Raw genomic sequence first — 16,258 nt, forward strand, 5'->3', positions numbered from 1 at the left:
AGGTAATCAGCGCCGCGCGGCGGCATTCCAGCGCGGCGGCATACTAATAGAAATAGAAAGGACGAGCTTTATGCGCGCATTAGCCAAAAAGTTTCTCACGGCCTGCGTAGCAGGGGCACTGTTGCTCGTATCTTCCGGGTGTGGAGGAAGTAGTTCTTCTTCGGCACCCACGGGGAAGGCAGGAGAGACGGCGTCGGCACCTGCAAACGGGCAAACGGGAGAGCAAGGTGGCCCGATTGAGATTACGGACATTACCGGAAATAAAGTAAAGCTGGAAAAACCGCTGGAGAAAGCGCTAATTCAGTATTCCGGATCGGGTGGGCCGATTTTGACCATGGCCGCGCTTGACCGTGATAATTACACCTCGAAGATCGCCGCGATGGATGACGGTTTGGAAAAGAACCGGAAAGACCTGTGGGATCTGCTAGTGGCTGCCAACCCGGAACTGCAAGATATTCCGAAGATTGGCGATGTTGGCAAGGATGAGATTTCCGCCGAAGAGCTGCTTACTATGGGCGTGGACGGCATTATTGTGCCCGTGCGGCTGAAAGCCAAGATGGATCCGCTGGCGCAAAAGGCCGGCCTGCCGGTGCTATATATTGATTACCACGGCCAGAAACTAGATACTCACCTCGAATCTACGGAAATTATTGCCAAGGCTACCGGGCTCACTAAGAATCTGGACGCCGTCAACGGTTTTTACCAGGATGTGGTGGGCGGAATTGAAAGCCGCGCCGCCGGCCTGGACCGCAGTATTTCCACCTATCTGGAAATCGGTTTCGGTGGGCCCGAAGAGTACGGCAATACCTACGGTTCGGAAATGATGTGGGGTGCCATCCTGGAAGCCGTGGGCGCGAAGAATATTGCCACCGATTTCTTGAAACCCGATGAAGCTACTCCTATCACGCCTGAACAGGTGCTGGTAAGCAATCCAGATCGCATTATTATTGCCGGCTCCACCTGGGAGGACCAGCCGACGTCGGTGAAAATTGGCTTCTCGGTGAGCAAGGAAGAAGCCATTGCCTCCCTGGCTCCCTACCAGGACAGGGAAGGTTGGGATAAGTTGACGGCCATCCAAAATGGGGAGCTGTACGCGATCGGTCACCCGCTCACGCGGGATATGCTCGATTTCTACTCCTACGCGGTACTGGCTAAACTCTTCCACCCGCAAGAATTTGCGGACCTGGATCCAGACGCGCTGATGCAAGAATACTTCGAACGCTTCATGCCGATCAATTTCCAGGGAACCTGGTTCGTTAAATATGAGTAAGCGTATTGCACGCACGAAAGGAGCGTCGCGGTTTGCGTGGGTAGTGGCCGCGGCGCTCCTAGTGCTGGTTTGCGCGGCGGTGGATCTTTTGGTGGGCCCGGCCGATATCAAACTTTCCAACCTCGCCGTTATTTTCGACCCCACTTCCCTCGAACATATCGCGTTCTTCCGCATGCGTATGCCGCAAACTCTTATGGCAATAGGTGTGGGCCTGAGCCTGGGGTTAGCTGGCGCGGTAATGCAGACGATCCTCAATAATCCCCTCGCCAGCCCCTTCACCCTCGGCGTTTCCTCCGCGGCTAGTTTCGGGGCAGCCGTGGTATTTGTGCTCGCCTTACCGATCGCTTACGTGACCGGCGGCGCGCTTGTCATGGCACTACTGGCGGTGTTAGTCATTTTCGGCGTGGGTAATTATTTGCGGATGAGTAATTCCGCGCTCGTGCTAGCTGGCATTGCCCTGAATTTCTTTTTCGACGCTTTGCTTTCGCTCATCCAATACCGCGCTTCCGAAGATACTCTCTCCTACATCGTATTTTGGACCATGGGTAGCCTCAGCCGCGGTTCCTACGGTCAGGCCTGGGCGCTTCTAGCGGTGTGCGGCGTTGCCTTCCTCATTATCCTGAAAAACTCGTGGAACCTTACTGCCCTGAAATTTGGGGAGGAACGGGCGCAAGCCTTAGGGGTGCCGGTGGCGCGCGTGAAAATCCTCTGCCTGATACTGGTTTCGATCGTCACTGCGGTAGCGGTGAGTTTCTGCGGAAAAATCGGTTTCATCGGACTCGCCGCCCCGCACCTGGCGCGCCGTTTCGTTTCCGAAGACCAACGTTTTTACGTAACCGCTTCCGCGCTTATGGGGGCGATTATCCTCCTGGTTTCCTCCATTCTTTCGAAGCTGGTGGTACCCGGTGTGGTGGTTCCGATCGGCATTATTAGTTCCCTGATCGGTATTCCCTTCCTCGTGTATGCGCTGCTTAGCCAACGACGCCGGAGGCTGGCCTAATGCCAACAGGCAGGGCATTTACACGGGCGATGCAGCGGCCAAGGGCTGCGAATATGCAGGGGAGTGGTGGCGGCTGGGGTCGCGAACCTGGGGTGGTGGCTATGGGCTGTAATTATGCGGGTGCAATAGCGATGGCCGGGGGCTGTAAATATGCGGGTGGAATGGCGGCTGGGGGCTGCGAAAGGCAAGAGAAATGATTCGGGTAAAGGATTTTTCGTTTAGTTACGGCACGGTACCGGTTTTAGCGGGCGTGAACTTGCAGGCACAGCCGGGGCAGATCACCGCGCTCATGGGTGTGAACGGGGCGGGGAAGACCACGCTGATACGGGCAATTCACAACCCTCGCTGGCGGCCGCGCGGGGCTACTGCCGCCGGCGAGATCAGTACCGAAGGCGTGGTTTCTTATCTCAATCAGCACGCAGAAGGAAATCTTCCTTTTACCGTTTTTGAAACGGTGCTCATCGGGAAAGTGGCGGAACTAGGCCTGCGCACCACTCCGGAAGACGAAGCAGACGTATATCGCGTTTTAGATCTTTTGGGCTTGCGCGAAATTGCCACGCGCCCCCTCAATGAATTATCGGGCGGGCAAAGGCAAAAGGTTTTTATCGCCCAGGCATTGGCAAAACAGCCGAATATATTGCTGTTAGACGAGCCGACTTCCGCCTTGGACATTGAAAACCAGTACCGGATTATGCACCAGATCAAAGAGCTCACGATTAGCCACGAGTTGGCTACTCTGGTGAGTCTGCACCAAATCGACCTTATCGAAAGGTTTGCGGACCACGTAGTGGTACTGAGCGAAGGCAAAGTGTATGCCCAAGGAACCCCGGCGCAGGTATTTACCGCAGAAATGTTTGCCGAGGTATATCACGTGCAAGCCACGCTGGTAGAACAAGACAACCGGATCCTATTCGGATTCGATATTCCGCACGGCGTTCCAGAAAGCTCCCGCTAGCGGTACTTGATGATATAGCCGGGATGCCCATTGGCGGCACAGGCTGCTAGTAATAGCTCCAGTAACGCTTGACGGCTAGGCATCCGGGCGTTTCCCTGTGTGGGACTTCATTACCAAAGCTCCCCAAATGCGTGCCGCAGCACATAAAAATCTTGAAGTGTTGTTTAAATGTACCTGAGTGCGTTCGCCGGGAGTGAACGCGAAAATATACCACATTGTAAATTGAAATTTCCGGTTTTGTAAACATGCAGCTCATGTGGCTAGTTAACGCCTAGCCGTGCGCTGCAAGTTTAGTGCACAAATATTGAAAGATAGAGGGAAAGTGAGCGACAATCCGGAAGTTTCGACTATCGTCTTGAAGGTACGAACTAAAGGGAAAACTTAGGTCCTGGGACTTTCTTCCTGCTCCACGGCGCTGGTTTGCAGCGCGCAAGGAAGGAAGTTTTGGAAACTGGTGAAACTTCCCGCAGATTGTAAGTAAGTGATGTGGGCACGCCGGAGGGTACGTCTGCATTACGTGAAGTTGGCATTGCGTACCTCGTCCGAACTTGGTTCGGCACACAAACGCATCCGCTGGGGAGGCGGCTTATGTACTTGGGGTCCAGAAAGAAGAATGCACCGATCGCCGTAACGGCGTGGCTGTGCGTCCTCGTCCTCGTAATGTCCATGTTTGGCGCTGCGCCTGCGGCATGGGCACAGCCGCAAGGTACCGGCGGTAGCAAGCCAGGATCTGTTACCGCGCAAAACACCCCGGCGGAAGGCAACGGCGGATCGTACGTGGTGGGCTCCGAGCAAGATCCGTGGCCGAACCTGCAAGGAGATAATCCTTTCTCCGGAATTTCTGAAGCCGGCTGTGAGCAGGCCAAGATCGCGGTCATGTTCGACTTTGCTGGTACCTACACCTGGGAAACCATGGGCGGGGTTTTCAATGACGAGTCTTTTTATGGTACTTGGGGTTACCACATTCCCAATAAGGAAATTCGCGATTCCTTGTGGGGATCCGATAAATACGATGTAAACAAAAGCGAGCGGGAAAATATTAATAATTGGGGGACCTGGTACAACGGTAAGCCGTATGTTCGGCGCATGGACCAGGCCCAGCAACTTGAGGATGCTATCTCCAAGCTAAAAGGAAGCCCCACCGAGGTGGGGATTTATACCTTCTCGCAGTTTGATACCCGTGGTGGTAATGGCCAAGAGCTCGCCGATGGAACGATCGTTGGTGGGCATGCCACTGGAAATACTCCTGATCTGCCAGCAACTTCACTCGCAACTAAAGATGGCTACGAACGAGTTGTTGAGAAGATCCGTTCTTTAGACGCTACTAACCCGATGTGGCCAGGGCAGCGGCGTGAAATGGAGTCAACCTCGGATTGGATGTGGGCTTTCAAGAAGATGGCCCAGCACGTTGAAGAATACGGGTACACCGATGTCTTCCTGATTTCTGTAGGGAGAAGTAAACAACCGGCAGGGCGGGTTAATCCGTATGCGCAGCGCATTATTGACGCGGGCGCAAAAATTCATGTCCTGGAAATGGGGCCGGCCGCGCAACATCGTGGGGACGTGTTTGCGAACCTCTCATATAAAGATCCCAACGATCCCTATGGGCAAGCGTGCGCGGTGACCACTTCGAAAGGTGAACCGGCAGCGGTTTGGGATTATCAGGACAACCCAAGGTATGGTCGCATTGGTGGTTGCGAAGAAAAACGCATCAGCTACACCGAGATTAAACACCCGGACGGCGGCTATGACATTGGTGGGTACTACGACCAGCGGATTTCGCGGCAGGAACAAAACGACGTCCGTGATGGCAAATTCTCCGATGAGATTAACAAGGTCTTCTACCGCAAACAGTGCATGACGCTTACCAGCCAGGTTATGGATGGAGAAAAGCGGTACATGGGGCCGCGCGCTGGCGCAGGAATCACCGCTACTTACAAAAATAAGTGGACGGGGCGGGCCGAAACTCACGCTCTAACCACAAATGAGCATGGAGCCGCGCAATTGGACCCGGGTGATAACGTAACCCTGCTCGGCGTCACGCAAACCGATCCGCATGATCCGCAGCGGGATTATGCCTCCACGCCGTACACTCAAGATCAACCTCTGCGATGTATTGGGTATGCCGTTGGTAAGCAACCAGAGCCGTTGCACCCCTCTGCCTTGCAACGCGCGCCTATGCCCGATGGGCAATACGGCCTCAATGTAGAGCAGGGTCGGGCGCCGATAACTATAGGAACGCAAGATACCTCGGGGGCTTCGGGGCGTGACTATTCGTACGTAGTATGCGGCTTCTACGGCCGACCTATGCAAGACGTGACCTATACCAAGGTGAGTAATGTTGATCCCTCGCCGATGGGGTATGACACGATTGGCTCCACCTTCGAATTGGGCTACACCTGTGAGGACCCTCTAGATGTTGGAGATCCCGCGAATGCGGGCACGCTGGATGCAGCGCGCATATACCGAGAACCCGGTGATACTCAGGGTGCGGGAGAAGTGCCCAATCCCTATTCAGTGACGGTAGATAAGCAGCTCCAGACGCAGTCAGTGTTAGCGGAGAACGTGAAGCTTACCCGGATGCCGCTCGGTGCCACCTGTAAGGTGCAGGAGAAAGTTACCCTGCCGCCAAAGTACACGGATCGGAATGATCCGCTGTATTCCTCGATGGAAGCAGACCGGATCTTCAATTCGAATACGCAGTACACCGGTTACGGCGCGAAGATTACCTCTACGGAGGGGAAGAACGATCCGGCTACGGGTACGCCAATTCCAAACCCGAGTGAATACAATTCGGAGGCGGTGCTTACCGTAGCGCCGGCACAGGGCAATGCTTCGAATATCAACTCGCGCACTACATTCACCATGAATAAGGCGAAGATTAAGCTGCGCATGCGGGTTGAAAGCGAAGGCGGCACGCCGCCGGCCGAGGTATTGGGCAGCATTGAGAAGATCCCGGTGCAACTCACGTGCCGGTACATGTCTGACCCCGCGAATCCGCCGGAAACCCTAAAGGGAGTGCCTTTCTTCCCCGGCATGGTGATCTCGGACGTGGTGGGTGTTCCCGTCCACGCGGTAGATTCGGGTGATCCTGCGGCAGGCTATATCGACTTTGTGCAGTCTGAGCAGAAGGCGGCTGCGGATCCCGCGCTGGGGCTGGAAGCAACAGCGCTCGACCGGCTAGCTACCTTCCCGGTAGGTACCCACTGCGTGATTTCCACAGATATTCCGGAAAACGCCGTGGGCTATGACCCGGTGGAAGACGGTCCTACTTTGGCGGAGCAGCTCGCCGGTACCGGCTGGACGCAGGCTAAGCAACAGATCAACTCTGATATGTGTGCAGGTGATTACCAGAAGTACCAGAAGGGCGGAGAATACTACGGAAACATGTTCCGGGCGGACGGAACGCCGATTCCGGTAGGCGAACGCGATAATACGCCACTCCCGCATTGCTTGGATAACTACACGTATCTGCACTCTGGTGACCAGCAATGGGTAGAAAACCCCACTGCTTCCGGCGTCGAAATGCGCCTCGAACTAGTGGAAACCATCAAACGCCAGGAAAATACCGTGAATATTACGAACCTGGCAGGTGGTGACGCCGCTGGGGAGATTATGCGCCTTCCCACCCCGATGACGGGCACACTCAAGTGCACACCGCAAGGAGGAGCGGCGGGTGAGGAACTCTATGAGCGCACCTTCGAAATAAAACCGGGTACGCAGGACCATGCTCTGCCCGTATCCTTCACGGACGTGCCGGGCGATTCCACTTGCGAAGTGAGTCTGAACCCGTCTGCAGAGCTTGACGCGAACCCGAACTTGGAAGCCGTGCAATATCCAGCTGCCAAGCAATTTGAAGTCAAAGCAAATGATGTTGATATGACGCTGGAGACCGTGGCGAATTACAAGCGGGCGCCGCTTATAGTCACCCACCGATCAGTGGCCGGCGCCGGCCTGACCACTCCGGAAGGAGAAAGCAAGGTAGATGCGCAGGTCAAGCAGATCACGGCGAAGTGTAAGCGGCCCGATGGTAGCGAAGTCGATCCGATTAGCGTCGAGGTAACGAATGATCGCACCGGTAATCCGGTGGAGAAGGTGCTCACGGAAGCTGACGGGCGCGGTCTACCTTATGGCACGGTGTGTTCCTTCAGTACCGAATACCCGAATCTGCCGTCGGACGTAATCGGCAAGGCCGTTTACGATAACGGTTCTGCGGGAACGCCCAGTGGCCCTAAGAATAGGGTTACCGTGGGCGATGGGGCAAAAATGAATATCACCTCTACCTTCGACAAGGTCGAGGCAAACATTATGGCCCGCGTTGCCAATGAGGCGGATAACTTCAATCCCGCAGACTCTCCGCTTTTGCCTTATATAGATGATGCTGCCAAGTTGCGTTTCGAATGCCCCGGGCAAGAGCCGGTAGATATCTATGTCTACGATGCAGAACCGATTGATGTGCTGCCGGTAGATACGGATTGCACGGTTACCCTGCTCGATCCCCAGGCTGGAGGAGACGAAAGCGCCGGCGTCGTACCCTACACGGTTAGCACCGAAGTGGAGTTCTATGTGCAGAACCCGGGAGAAGCGAAACCCGCTTCGCAACCGGTAGCACTAGCACCGGGAGAAAGCTATACCTTCCGCTCGCCAGCGCAGGGAAGTCAAGGTTTCCTTTCCTTCCGCAACACGTTCTCCATTCTGAAGAAGGACGTCAACCTAAACGTGAGCGTGAACGCCACGGTGCCTACTGAAAAGCAAGGCACCACCACGGCCACCATTTGGGAGGCCGACGGCGCGGGCATGGAAGCGAGATGGGTACAAGCCCTCGAAGCTACCCCGGCCAGTGAGGCGCTCTGGCTCAGCTACCGTTGCTACTACAGTGAAACTCCGGGAGAGGCGCTTTCTCCCGAAAGGCTGTATAACCCGAATAATCCGCTGCAGATCGCGGTAGAAGGTTCCCAGCGGCTCGGGGAGAATCTGAATGCCACCGTGCCGGTCACGATCAAGGATGTGCCGCGCGGCGCTACTTGCGAATTCCGCATTGCCCAAGGCGCACCTGACATGGCATTTACGCCGATCAATGCGGAGAACCCGGTAGCTGCGGCTGCCTGGGAGCTATTCGATGCGGCCAAACTGGATACCACAAACTCGCCTGGTTTCTACCACGGCGCCGATGTGAATCACAGTGCCGGCAATGCGAGCCCAGGTGTCTACACCATCAACAACTATGGCAAATCGGCCTTCTTGGCGGTGACTGGGGATGCCGCGCAACCATCGGAGATGAACTATAAGCTCACCTACGATATGTTGCCCGCCCAGTTCAACGTGAAGATGAAGGTGAAGGGCGACGGCGTGGCGCAGGTACTGCCCACCAAACTCCTAGACACCAAGTTCCGGTGCACGCTTAACGGCGTCCCGGTAACTTCGGGCCGTACCTATGAGGCAAATCCGGCAGGCGTGTGGAATGACCCGCAGCAGACTCCGGAGAAACTGCTCGATACCGAACCGGTGGATCCGAACGGGTGGAGCACACTCAAGGCTTCCCGGTTTGCGGTCGGGGCGATTCCGAACCAGATCGCGGGTATTCCCGCGGGTGCGGGATGCGAAGCTTTCCAGACGGAAGCTAGCGCCCGGATTGACGATACAAGCTGGGTACCCACTTGGGAGGCGGGTACCGGCCCGATGTCTCGCGGCGTGGAATCCCGCGCGCAGTACACGGAGCTGGCCGAACCCAGTGGGGCCACGAGTGAAGCTAAGGGCGGCTACCTGAAGGGGCAGGACGGCCCGGTAATTAAGTTCAAGTTGCCGACCAAGGTTACGGCTCCGGCCGGGAATGTTCTTTGCGACGCATCCGCGGATGGACAAGGCAGCGGTGAAACCTGCGCCTCCGTATACGGAGACAAAGTGGGCCCGGTACCTCCGGTAGCGGAACGCTTCTACGGCACCATCACGCCGTGGAGTGAGTACACCTTCAATAAGACGCAGCTTGTTATCCGGAAGAGCTTCTCCGGCGACGGAAAAGAACTGGCTGAAAACAATGATTACCGGGTGCATTTGACCTGCTACCAGGATCCCGACAAGGTTATGGTGGGCGATGATGAGTTGCCCACGAACCAAGAGCAGTTCGAAAAGACGCTGGAGCTGAAGAAGAGCGGCAACCACACGGCTGTGTTCGAGTTGTTGGTCCCGGTTCATTACACGTGTACGGTGAGCGAATTTGCGGCTCCCACGTATGATGCCAAGGCGGAGACGACGTTCTCCTCGCCAAGCAAGATCAACGCTACGGAAACTCTGCCCGTAACCCCGCAAGATCCGGGCGTGGGGCAGGTGGCGCGGGCCGCCTTCGTGACCAACCCGGCCCTGGGTGGACGGGATGAGAACAGGGCACAACGCGTTACCGTGATCGATTCGAACAGCAAATACGAGCGTCTACGTGCCGCTTTGGCTGTGCTTATCGAACGTGACGATAAGAGCACCGACGGTGACTACGTGAACGTGGGGCCCGGCGTGGGCGTGGAGTCGTACGACGTCGAATATGACTGTGTAGACCCGTATCTGAAGGATGGCGACGGCCAACCGCGGCGCTACTCCGGCACCGTGCAGGCAGGAAACGGGCAGGGGCCCGTGGAAATCAAGCCCGCACCGAATCCGGAATACGACCGGTTTGATTCGAACAGCCCGCAATACCTGGATCTGCCGGCCGCGGCGAAGTGTACGATCACGCAGCAGTTCCAGCGGGCGGAAGGGCAAGCACCCGGGGAGGAACCGAAGAATCCGCTCGATGCTTATGTCTATTCCCCTGATTCGGGACGCCGTAATGTGCAACTCGATTCGCAGATCACGATTTCGAAGCTCGTCGATACTGAGCCGTACCTGATAACTGAGAAGGTACTTGGCACACAAGATGGACGGAACTTGGATAACGTGAATGCCCGCCCGCTTACCGAAAAGGAGCTCAAGCTCTCGCCAGGTGAGACTACCGCGGTGACCTTTGAGAACCGTTACCAGTTGCGGACTGCTAACTATTCCTTCGGCACGGTTTTGGAAGGTCTAGAAGGTCTGGCAGAAATCGACGGGCACCAAGTAGACGTTACGTCGTTACCCTTCAATTTCGATGTTTCCTGCGAGTACCCGAATATGCCGCAGAATTCTACGTTCGCGGCAAGTGGGGCGCCGCTCAATGAGCGCTTCGCGACGCACCAAAACCCGGCGCCGGAAAACCCGGACGCTAGGGCCGTTCCGGCTGACCAAGCGACAAATATGTGGACGAAACTGGTTCCGGAAGGAACGGCGTGCACGGTGAAGCCGGACTTTGGTGAGGATGCGATTGCGCAAATGCCAAAGGATATTGCCATGAAACTGGCTGGTGCTGGTTTCCGGTGGGATCCCACGGTGGTAACCAAGCCTGCGGCGTTGCGTGATGGAGCAGGAGATATCGTCCTGAATCCGGATCTTCGTGGCGTGGAACGCCAGCCGTTTACCGCCGCGGAAGCGCTCACTTTGAATGCGGATACACCGGAGCAAGTTATTGCGTACAAGCTTGCTTACACAGATGCTTCGGAACTGCCTATGACGGGCGTTCCGGGATGGCGCTTGTGCTTCCTGGCTCTCATGCTGGGGTTGGTGGCAGCCGCCCTGGTATTGACGTACCGGAGCACAGCAGAGCCCTTGTGTGCCACGCGCACAAGAGCCAACACAAACTCGAGATCAACTTTTGGTAGCGATATCCGCAGCCAAAACCGGAATGAAAGGAAGCGTGAATAACCCGTTTGTTTTCAGATCGATGGGCGGATAACGCACTAAATAGTCGGTCCGCGCCGCGCGATGGCGAATATATAAGTTCCAAAAATCCACGGAAGAGGATGTTATTTATGAAGAAGACGATCAAGAGAGCGCTTGTGGCCCTCACGGCCAGCGCGGCGCTTCTGGTATCGCCGCTAGCAGCGTATGCTGCGCCTCCTGCGGTTGATCCCAGCCCGGATGCCCCCTGGTCAGAAACCGGTAAGGCATACACGGGAAGCATTGAAGTACACAAGTACATGGCGGCTTCGGGCTCCCTGGAAAATGTAACCAACGACGGCACCAAGCAGAATGCTGAAGCTCTGGCCGGCCTGACACCGGTTCAAAATGTGGAGTACACGGTAGAAAAGCTTGACAGCATTACCTACACGGTGGTGAAGGAAGGCACTCCGGCAGAAGAAAAGCGGGAAACCTTCAACGTTGATGTAACGAACTTTGACACCTGGACCAAGATCTCGGGCCTGGTGAAGAAATTCAACGCGAACCCGAGTGCAGAAACTATCCAGCTCGATGCGAGTAACGTAGACGTTCCGGAAGGTTACACTCTTAAGGACGAACTGGCCACGCTCAAGTTCGTGGACGCAACGCCGGCGTCAGTCACGACGAACGAAAGCGGTAGTGCCAAGTTCGATAACCTGGCCCTCGGTCTGTACCGAGTGACCGAAGGTGATCCCGTAAACGCGCAAACCGCCTCCGGTAAGCTGGATGGCCTTACAGCTGCGGCTCCCTTCTACATGACGGTGCCGATTGCTCTCGCGAATGATTCCGATCCGGTAAACAACACCCAGTTCCTCTACGCGACTCACGTGTACCCGAAGAACCAGGTGGATACCGTCACCAAGAACATCTCCAGTGCTGCTAAGAGCTACCTGCCTGGCGATAAAATCAGCTACGACGTAACCGCAACCATTAATGCGTATACGGCCAATAATCTCCACGGATACGCGATCTACGATAAGCCCGCTCCGCATGGGTTTGCGGAGGTAGAAGAGGCGCTTGCTACGGGATCGCTTGACACGCAAGACGAGTCCCTAAAGGCCACCGTGGGCACGGTAGTGCTCCTGAAGGGCGATGGAAACGTTAGCGAGACCTTGAGCCTTGGTACGGATTACACGGTTGAACTCAAAGAGGAAATCGTCTTCGACCCAATGGTGAAGCCTGGTTCGAGCTCCGGGAAGAAGATGCCACGGATTCAGGTGAACTTCACCGAAGCTGGTTTGGAAAAGATCGCAGCTGCCAAGCGTGCGGATCAGGGTGCGCAGGTGCGTGTAACCTACACGTTCACAATTTCAGAGTACGTTGGCAGCGGTGACGCGATTGTAAATAATGGTGGTTTCGTACTTGGCCGCCCGGCCGGTGTGGACCCCTCGACTCCTCCGACCGAGAAGCCAACCGACCCGAGTAAGGACCCGGTGCTGCACCTCAAGGACTTCACCTTGACCAAGGTTGATGCCGGAGATACCACCAAGAAGTTGGAAGGCGCCGAGTTCTACGTGTTCAGCACGAAGGAAGCAGCGGATCTGTGCGCCAAGGATACAGCGCAGTGTGCGAATTCTGAATCCCTCCACAAGACGATTGCCGCGCCCGCGGGAGCCTCTGACGGTATGGAGAAACCAGAAGCAGGCGGTGGTGCCGGACCTATCATGGTGACCGGTGCGGATGGAACTGCTAAGTCCAGCAAGCCTATCTCGGATGGAACCTACTACTTCGTAGAAATTAAGGCTCCAACGGGTTACGTGAAGACGCCTAACACGATCGCCATCAACTTGACGCACGTAGATGGTGAACCGGGCTATGCTGCAACGATCACGAACGTTCCGCAGCAGGACGGCGCAAGCTGGTTCGGCTTGCCCGCAACGGGTAGCACCGGCGTCGTGATCCTTGCGATCATCGGTGCCGTGCTGATCCTCGGTGGTGCAGCGCTCTTCAGCTACACCGCGAAGCGCCGCAAGGAACAGCAGCACAGCGCCTAAATTCGGCTAATCACCGAAACCTGGTTCCGCAGAACTCCTGTGGTTCATCGGAAACAGGTTAGAGGCAAATAAATAACCGCTAACCGGCGGGTTGGTTGCCCCACACCGCTAGAGGGCTGAAAGCCAGCTAGCAACTTGTGGGCACCTGCCCGCCGGTCAGGCTTATCTGAGGCGGAAGATGGCAAAACACGATAGCTTTTCAGGAAAACACGGCCCTAATTCCCCACAACAACCCCCAGCAGATACTTTTTCTGCATGGTGGGAAGAAATAACCCAAACTGAAACTTCCGCAGGCCTCGATCAAAGCGCCGGGACAGGCAGCGGCGCAGGTGGCGGGGGCGAAGCCCCGGGTGGCGCTGGCGAAAACTTGGGCGGTGGTGCAGGCGACGGCGCAGGCAACGACGCAGGGAACAATGCGGCGGATGGCGGCACGGGTAACGGCGCAGACGGTGGAAAGACCGCCGGCGGGCGGTGGGATAGATTCTTGGCTTCGAATTGGCCCCTCGCAATCGGTATTCTTATCGTTTTGCTCGGGGTGAGCATCATTGCGTATCCGGTGATTTCTACCGCTTGGAACAACAATTTGGACCGGCGCAAAGCGGAATTGTATGAGGATTACGTTAACTCCGTCCCGCAAGCCGAACTTGATTCGCAGATCGCGCGCGCCAAGGAATACAACAAATCTATCGACGGTAAACCGGTTCTCGAGCCCTTGCTTTCGATGGTGCGCGATTCCCCTGAATACCAGAATTACCTCACCTTATTGCCGGGTACCACGCATGCCATGGCCACCCTGCAAATCCCTAAAATCAACCTGAATTTGCCGATTTTGCACGGTACGGACGCGAGCACTCTCAACTTTTCCCTCGGCCATCTTTACGGTAGCGACCTGCCCGTGGGCGGTACTAACCGACATGCGGTATTTACGGGACATACCGGGCTCGTGTACGCCACCATGTTTGATCGGCTTACCGAACTTGAAAAGGGCGACGAATTCTTCCTCAACGTGCTCGGCGAAGAACTTGGCTACCGCGTGATCGCCATCGAAACCGTAGAACCCGATGACCCCTCCCACTTGGTTCGCGTGGAAGATAAAGACCTCGTCACTCTGCTTACCTGCACGCCATACGGCATCAACTCACACCGATTGCTAGTTACCGGTGAACGCATTATTCCCACTCCGGAGCATGTTCGCGTTAGTGGCATGGCTTGGGCATGGTGGATGATCCTGCTAATCATTGGGGCCATAATCGGGCTGTTGATAGCCGGGCGGCTTATCTGGTGGTTTGTTAAGAGCCGCAAACGCGCGAAAGAGGAAGAAGAGACGGGCGCGGTAGAGAACGAGGGTGCACCGGGGCAGGAGGGACTGCCGGGCCTTTCCGAGTTAGCTGACAATACCTAGCCAAGTTAGAGGTAGCCCGCGTTTGGTAGCGCAGGCTATCCGCATTTGGTAGCGCAGTTTGGCCGCGTTTGGTAGTGCAGTTAGCCCGCGTTCGGTAGCGTAGCGGTATGGAGTACTTGCCGCGCACGCTGCCGGCGTCGCAATTTTTGTGGCGTTCGCTTTTCCTCGTACTTGGGTTGGCAGGTTCCATTCGAGTGTGGCAGCTCTCCCGCGCGAAGAAGCGTGGAAATCCCGCCCACTCGCAGACAAAAAGTTGGGGTCCGAACCGGAAACCCGATCCGAACCCCTACCTGTAAGCAGTGGAATCTATTTAGAAGACGCCGCTGTGCTTTTCACCGAAATCGTTGGTGGTGATGTCCGCGGAGTTGAATTCAACTCCGTTTTCGAAGTTGGCATCACCCGGGTGCCCACCAGTTTGGGTGACCGTGATGGTGTTAGTCATTCGGTGGCCGCGGATAAGGCCATCGCCGAAGTGCAGGTTGGCAACCAGCACTTCCTCACCCGGTTCAATCGGATTGGACAGAGTGATCTCGAAAGTGCGGACGGAACGTTCCTTATCGAAGCCGAGATCGCGGGTATATGCACCGTTGAACCAGCCCGGCGTCATGAACCGGTCAACGCCGTAAAGATAGTCACCGGGTTGTGCGGTGGTCTTCACCTCGAGCCGGAAAGTGGTGTAAGGGAAGTCCGGTTCGTAGCGTTTGGTGCCGGTGTTCTTGAGGCGAAGCGCAACGGCGCCGGAGAAACCGGTCGCTTTAGCAGTGGTAAGACGAGGTGTGAGCTCGTACTCGCGCGGTGCAGAAACTTCGGAAGGATCCTTGGCTTCCGCGGCCTTTGCTTCCTCTTCGGCAAGCTTGTTCTCAGCTTCCGGGCCAGAAACGATTTCCTCGGTTTCGACGGGCTCCACCACCGTGCTCTCGTCTACAGCAGAGTCATCGCCAACCACGTCACCGGCGTCGACGGTGGGGTTCTCTTCGACGGTAGGTTCGGTCTTGTTGTCAAGCTTCTCATTGATAACGTGGTCAACCTTGTTGTTGGCAACCGCATCATGGGATCCAGCTGCGGTGGAGTAAGTCTTGACCCTGATTTCCTTCTTTATGGGAGCCAGGGAAGACCACGGTGTGGGGGTAGACCAAGTGCCGTTCGGCTTGCAGTATTGCTGCGTGCCGTCCATGGAAATAGTGCGGAAACCGTAGGTGGCCTCACCGGTCTGGCCGGGGCTAATCGTGTAAGGCCCAATTTGCTGTCCCTGGTTCCAGCTAAGGCTGTAGGAAGCGGAGGCGCCAAGAGACTCAGAGATAGACATGGTGATGCCGGTAGAGACAGACTCGCCGTCCTTGTTGTAGCTGCCGCCGAGGTTGACGGAGGTAGAGGACGTGCGGTTACCGTTCACGCTAAGGGAGATAGATTGGTTCAAGGACAAAGACTGCGATAGCGGAATGTCTTTGTCTGTCTGGTTGGTGGCGGAGATAGTGCCTGCAGGCGTGAAATTATCCTTCACCTCGTACACAACCGTGCGGTAGTCTTCCCACGGATTGCATACAGGGTGTGGATTAAGAATATTGGCTTTGATGTGATCGGAACCGTGGTATGTGTGAACAATTGGGAGTTCCGGGTTGATTTTCGGGGTTTCGGCGTAATCGTCGCGTATGGTGGCTGCACCAGCCGTGGCGGGCATAGCGGCCACCAATGTTGCAGCTAGGAAAGAAGCTGCAAGCTTGGCTAGTTTCATATATTTCTCCTGACAAGAATGCTTGCTTCGAAACAAGAGTTGCTGTTTCGGAAGGGGATGTAAAATTTGGCGCCTGCGAGAAAATCTACGGCGCGGGAAGTTGCCTACTGGCAGTAAGGCCAACCTAAC

The 16,258-nt window shown here is 56.0% G+C and carries 7 protein-coding genes; 6 read left to right on the plus strand and 1 reads right to left on the minus strand.

Going from position 1 to position 16,258, the window contains the following annotated elements; translation table 11 throughout:
* The first annotated feature begins 70 nt into the window (after positions 1-70).
* The 6 genes from H8274_RS01120 to H8274_RS01145 all read left to right on the plus strand — a co-directional run bounded on the left by H8274_RS01120 (position 71) and on the right by H8274_RS01145 (position 14,397).
* Positions 71-1,270, plus strand: coding sequence for an ABC transporter substrate-binding protein (locus H8274_RS01120; RefSeq protein WP_185933612.1), 1,200 nt, complete (start codon positions 71-73; stop codon positions 1,268-1,270).
* Positions 1,263-2,270: a FecCD family ABC transporter permease gene (locus H8274_RS01125; RefSeq protein WP_065415206.1), complete on the plus strand. Its 1,008-nt coding sequence runs from the start codon at positions 1,263-1,265 to the stop codon at positions 2,268-2,270. Before H8274_RS01120 ends, H8274_RS01125 begins: the two co-directional genes overlap by 8 nt.
* Positions 2,271-2,463: 193 nt before the next feature.
* Positions 2,464-3,225 (plus strand): ABC transporter ATP-binding protein, encoded by a 762-nt coding sequence (locus tag H8274_RS01130; protein ID WP_065415208.1) that lies wholly within the window; start codon positions 2,464-2,466, stop codon positions 3,223-3,225.
* A 588-nt stretch (positions 3,226-3,813) separates the two neighbouring features.
* The gene (locus H8274_RS10075) at positions 3,814-10,986 is read left to right on the plus strand and encodes a DUF5979 domain-containing protein (RefSeq protein WP_185933613.1); all 7,173 of its coding nucleotides are present in this window, start codon (positions 3,814-3,816) and stop codon (positions 10,984-10,986) included.
* A gap of 107 nt (positions 10,987-11,093) precedes the next feature.
* Positions 11,094-12,995, plus strand: coding sequence for a SpaH/EbpB family LPXTG-anchored major pilin (locus H8274_RS01140; RefSeq protein WP_185933614.1), 1,902 nt, complete (start codon positions 11,094-11,096; stop codon positions 12,993-12,995).
* Positions 12,996-13,173: 178 nt separating this feature from the next.
* A complete protein-coding gene (locus tag H8274_RS01145) occupies positions 13,174-14,397 on the plus strand; it encodes a class C sortase (RefSeq protein ID WP_185933615.1) in 1,224 nt (407 codons plus the stop codon).
* A gap of 310 nt (positions 14,398-14,707) precedes the next feature.
* On the opposite strand, the gene H8274_RS01150 is transcribed toward H8274_RS01145, so the two are convergent.
* Entirely contained in the window at positions 14,708-16,129 is a 1,422-nt protein-coding gene (locus H8274_RS01150) for a hypothetical protein (RefSeq protein WP_185933616.1), read from the minus strand.
* Between the last annotated feature and the right edge of the window lie 129 nt (positions 16,130-16,258).

The sequence above is a fragment of the Actinobaculum suis genome (assembly GCF_900618115.1).
GTDB lineage: Bacteria > Actinomycetota > Actinomycetes > Actinomycetales > Actinomycetaceae > Actinobaculum > Actinobaculum suis.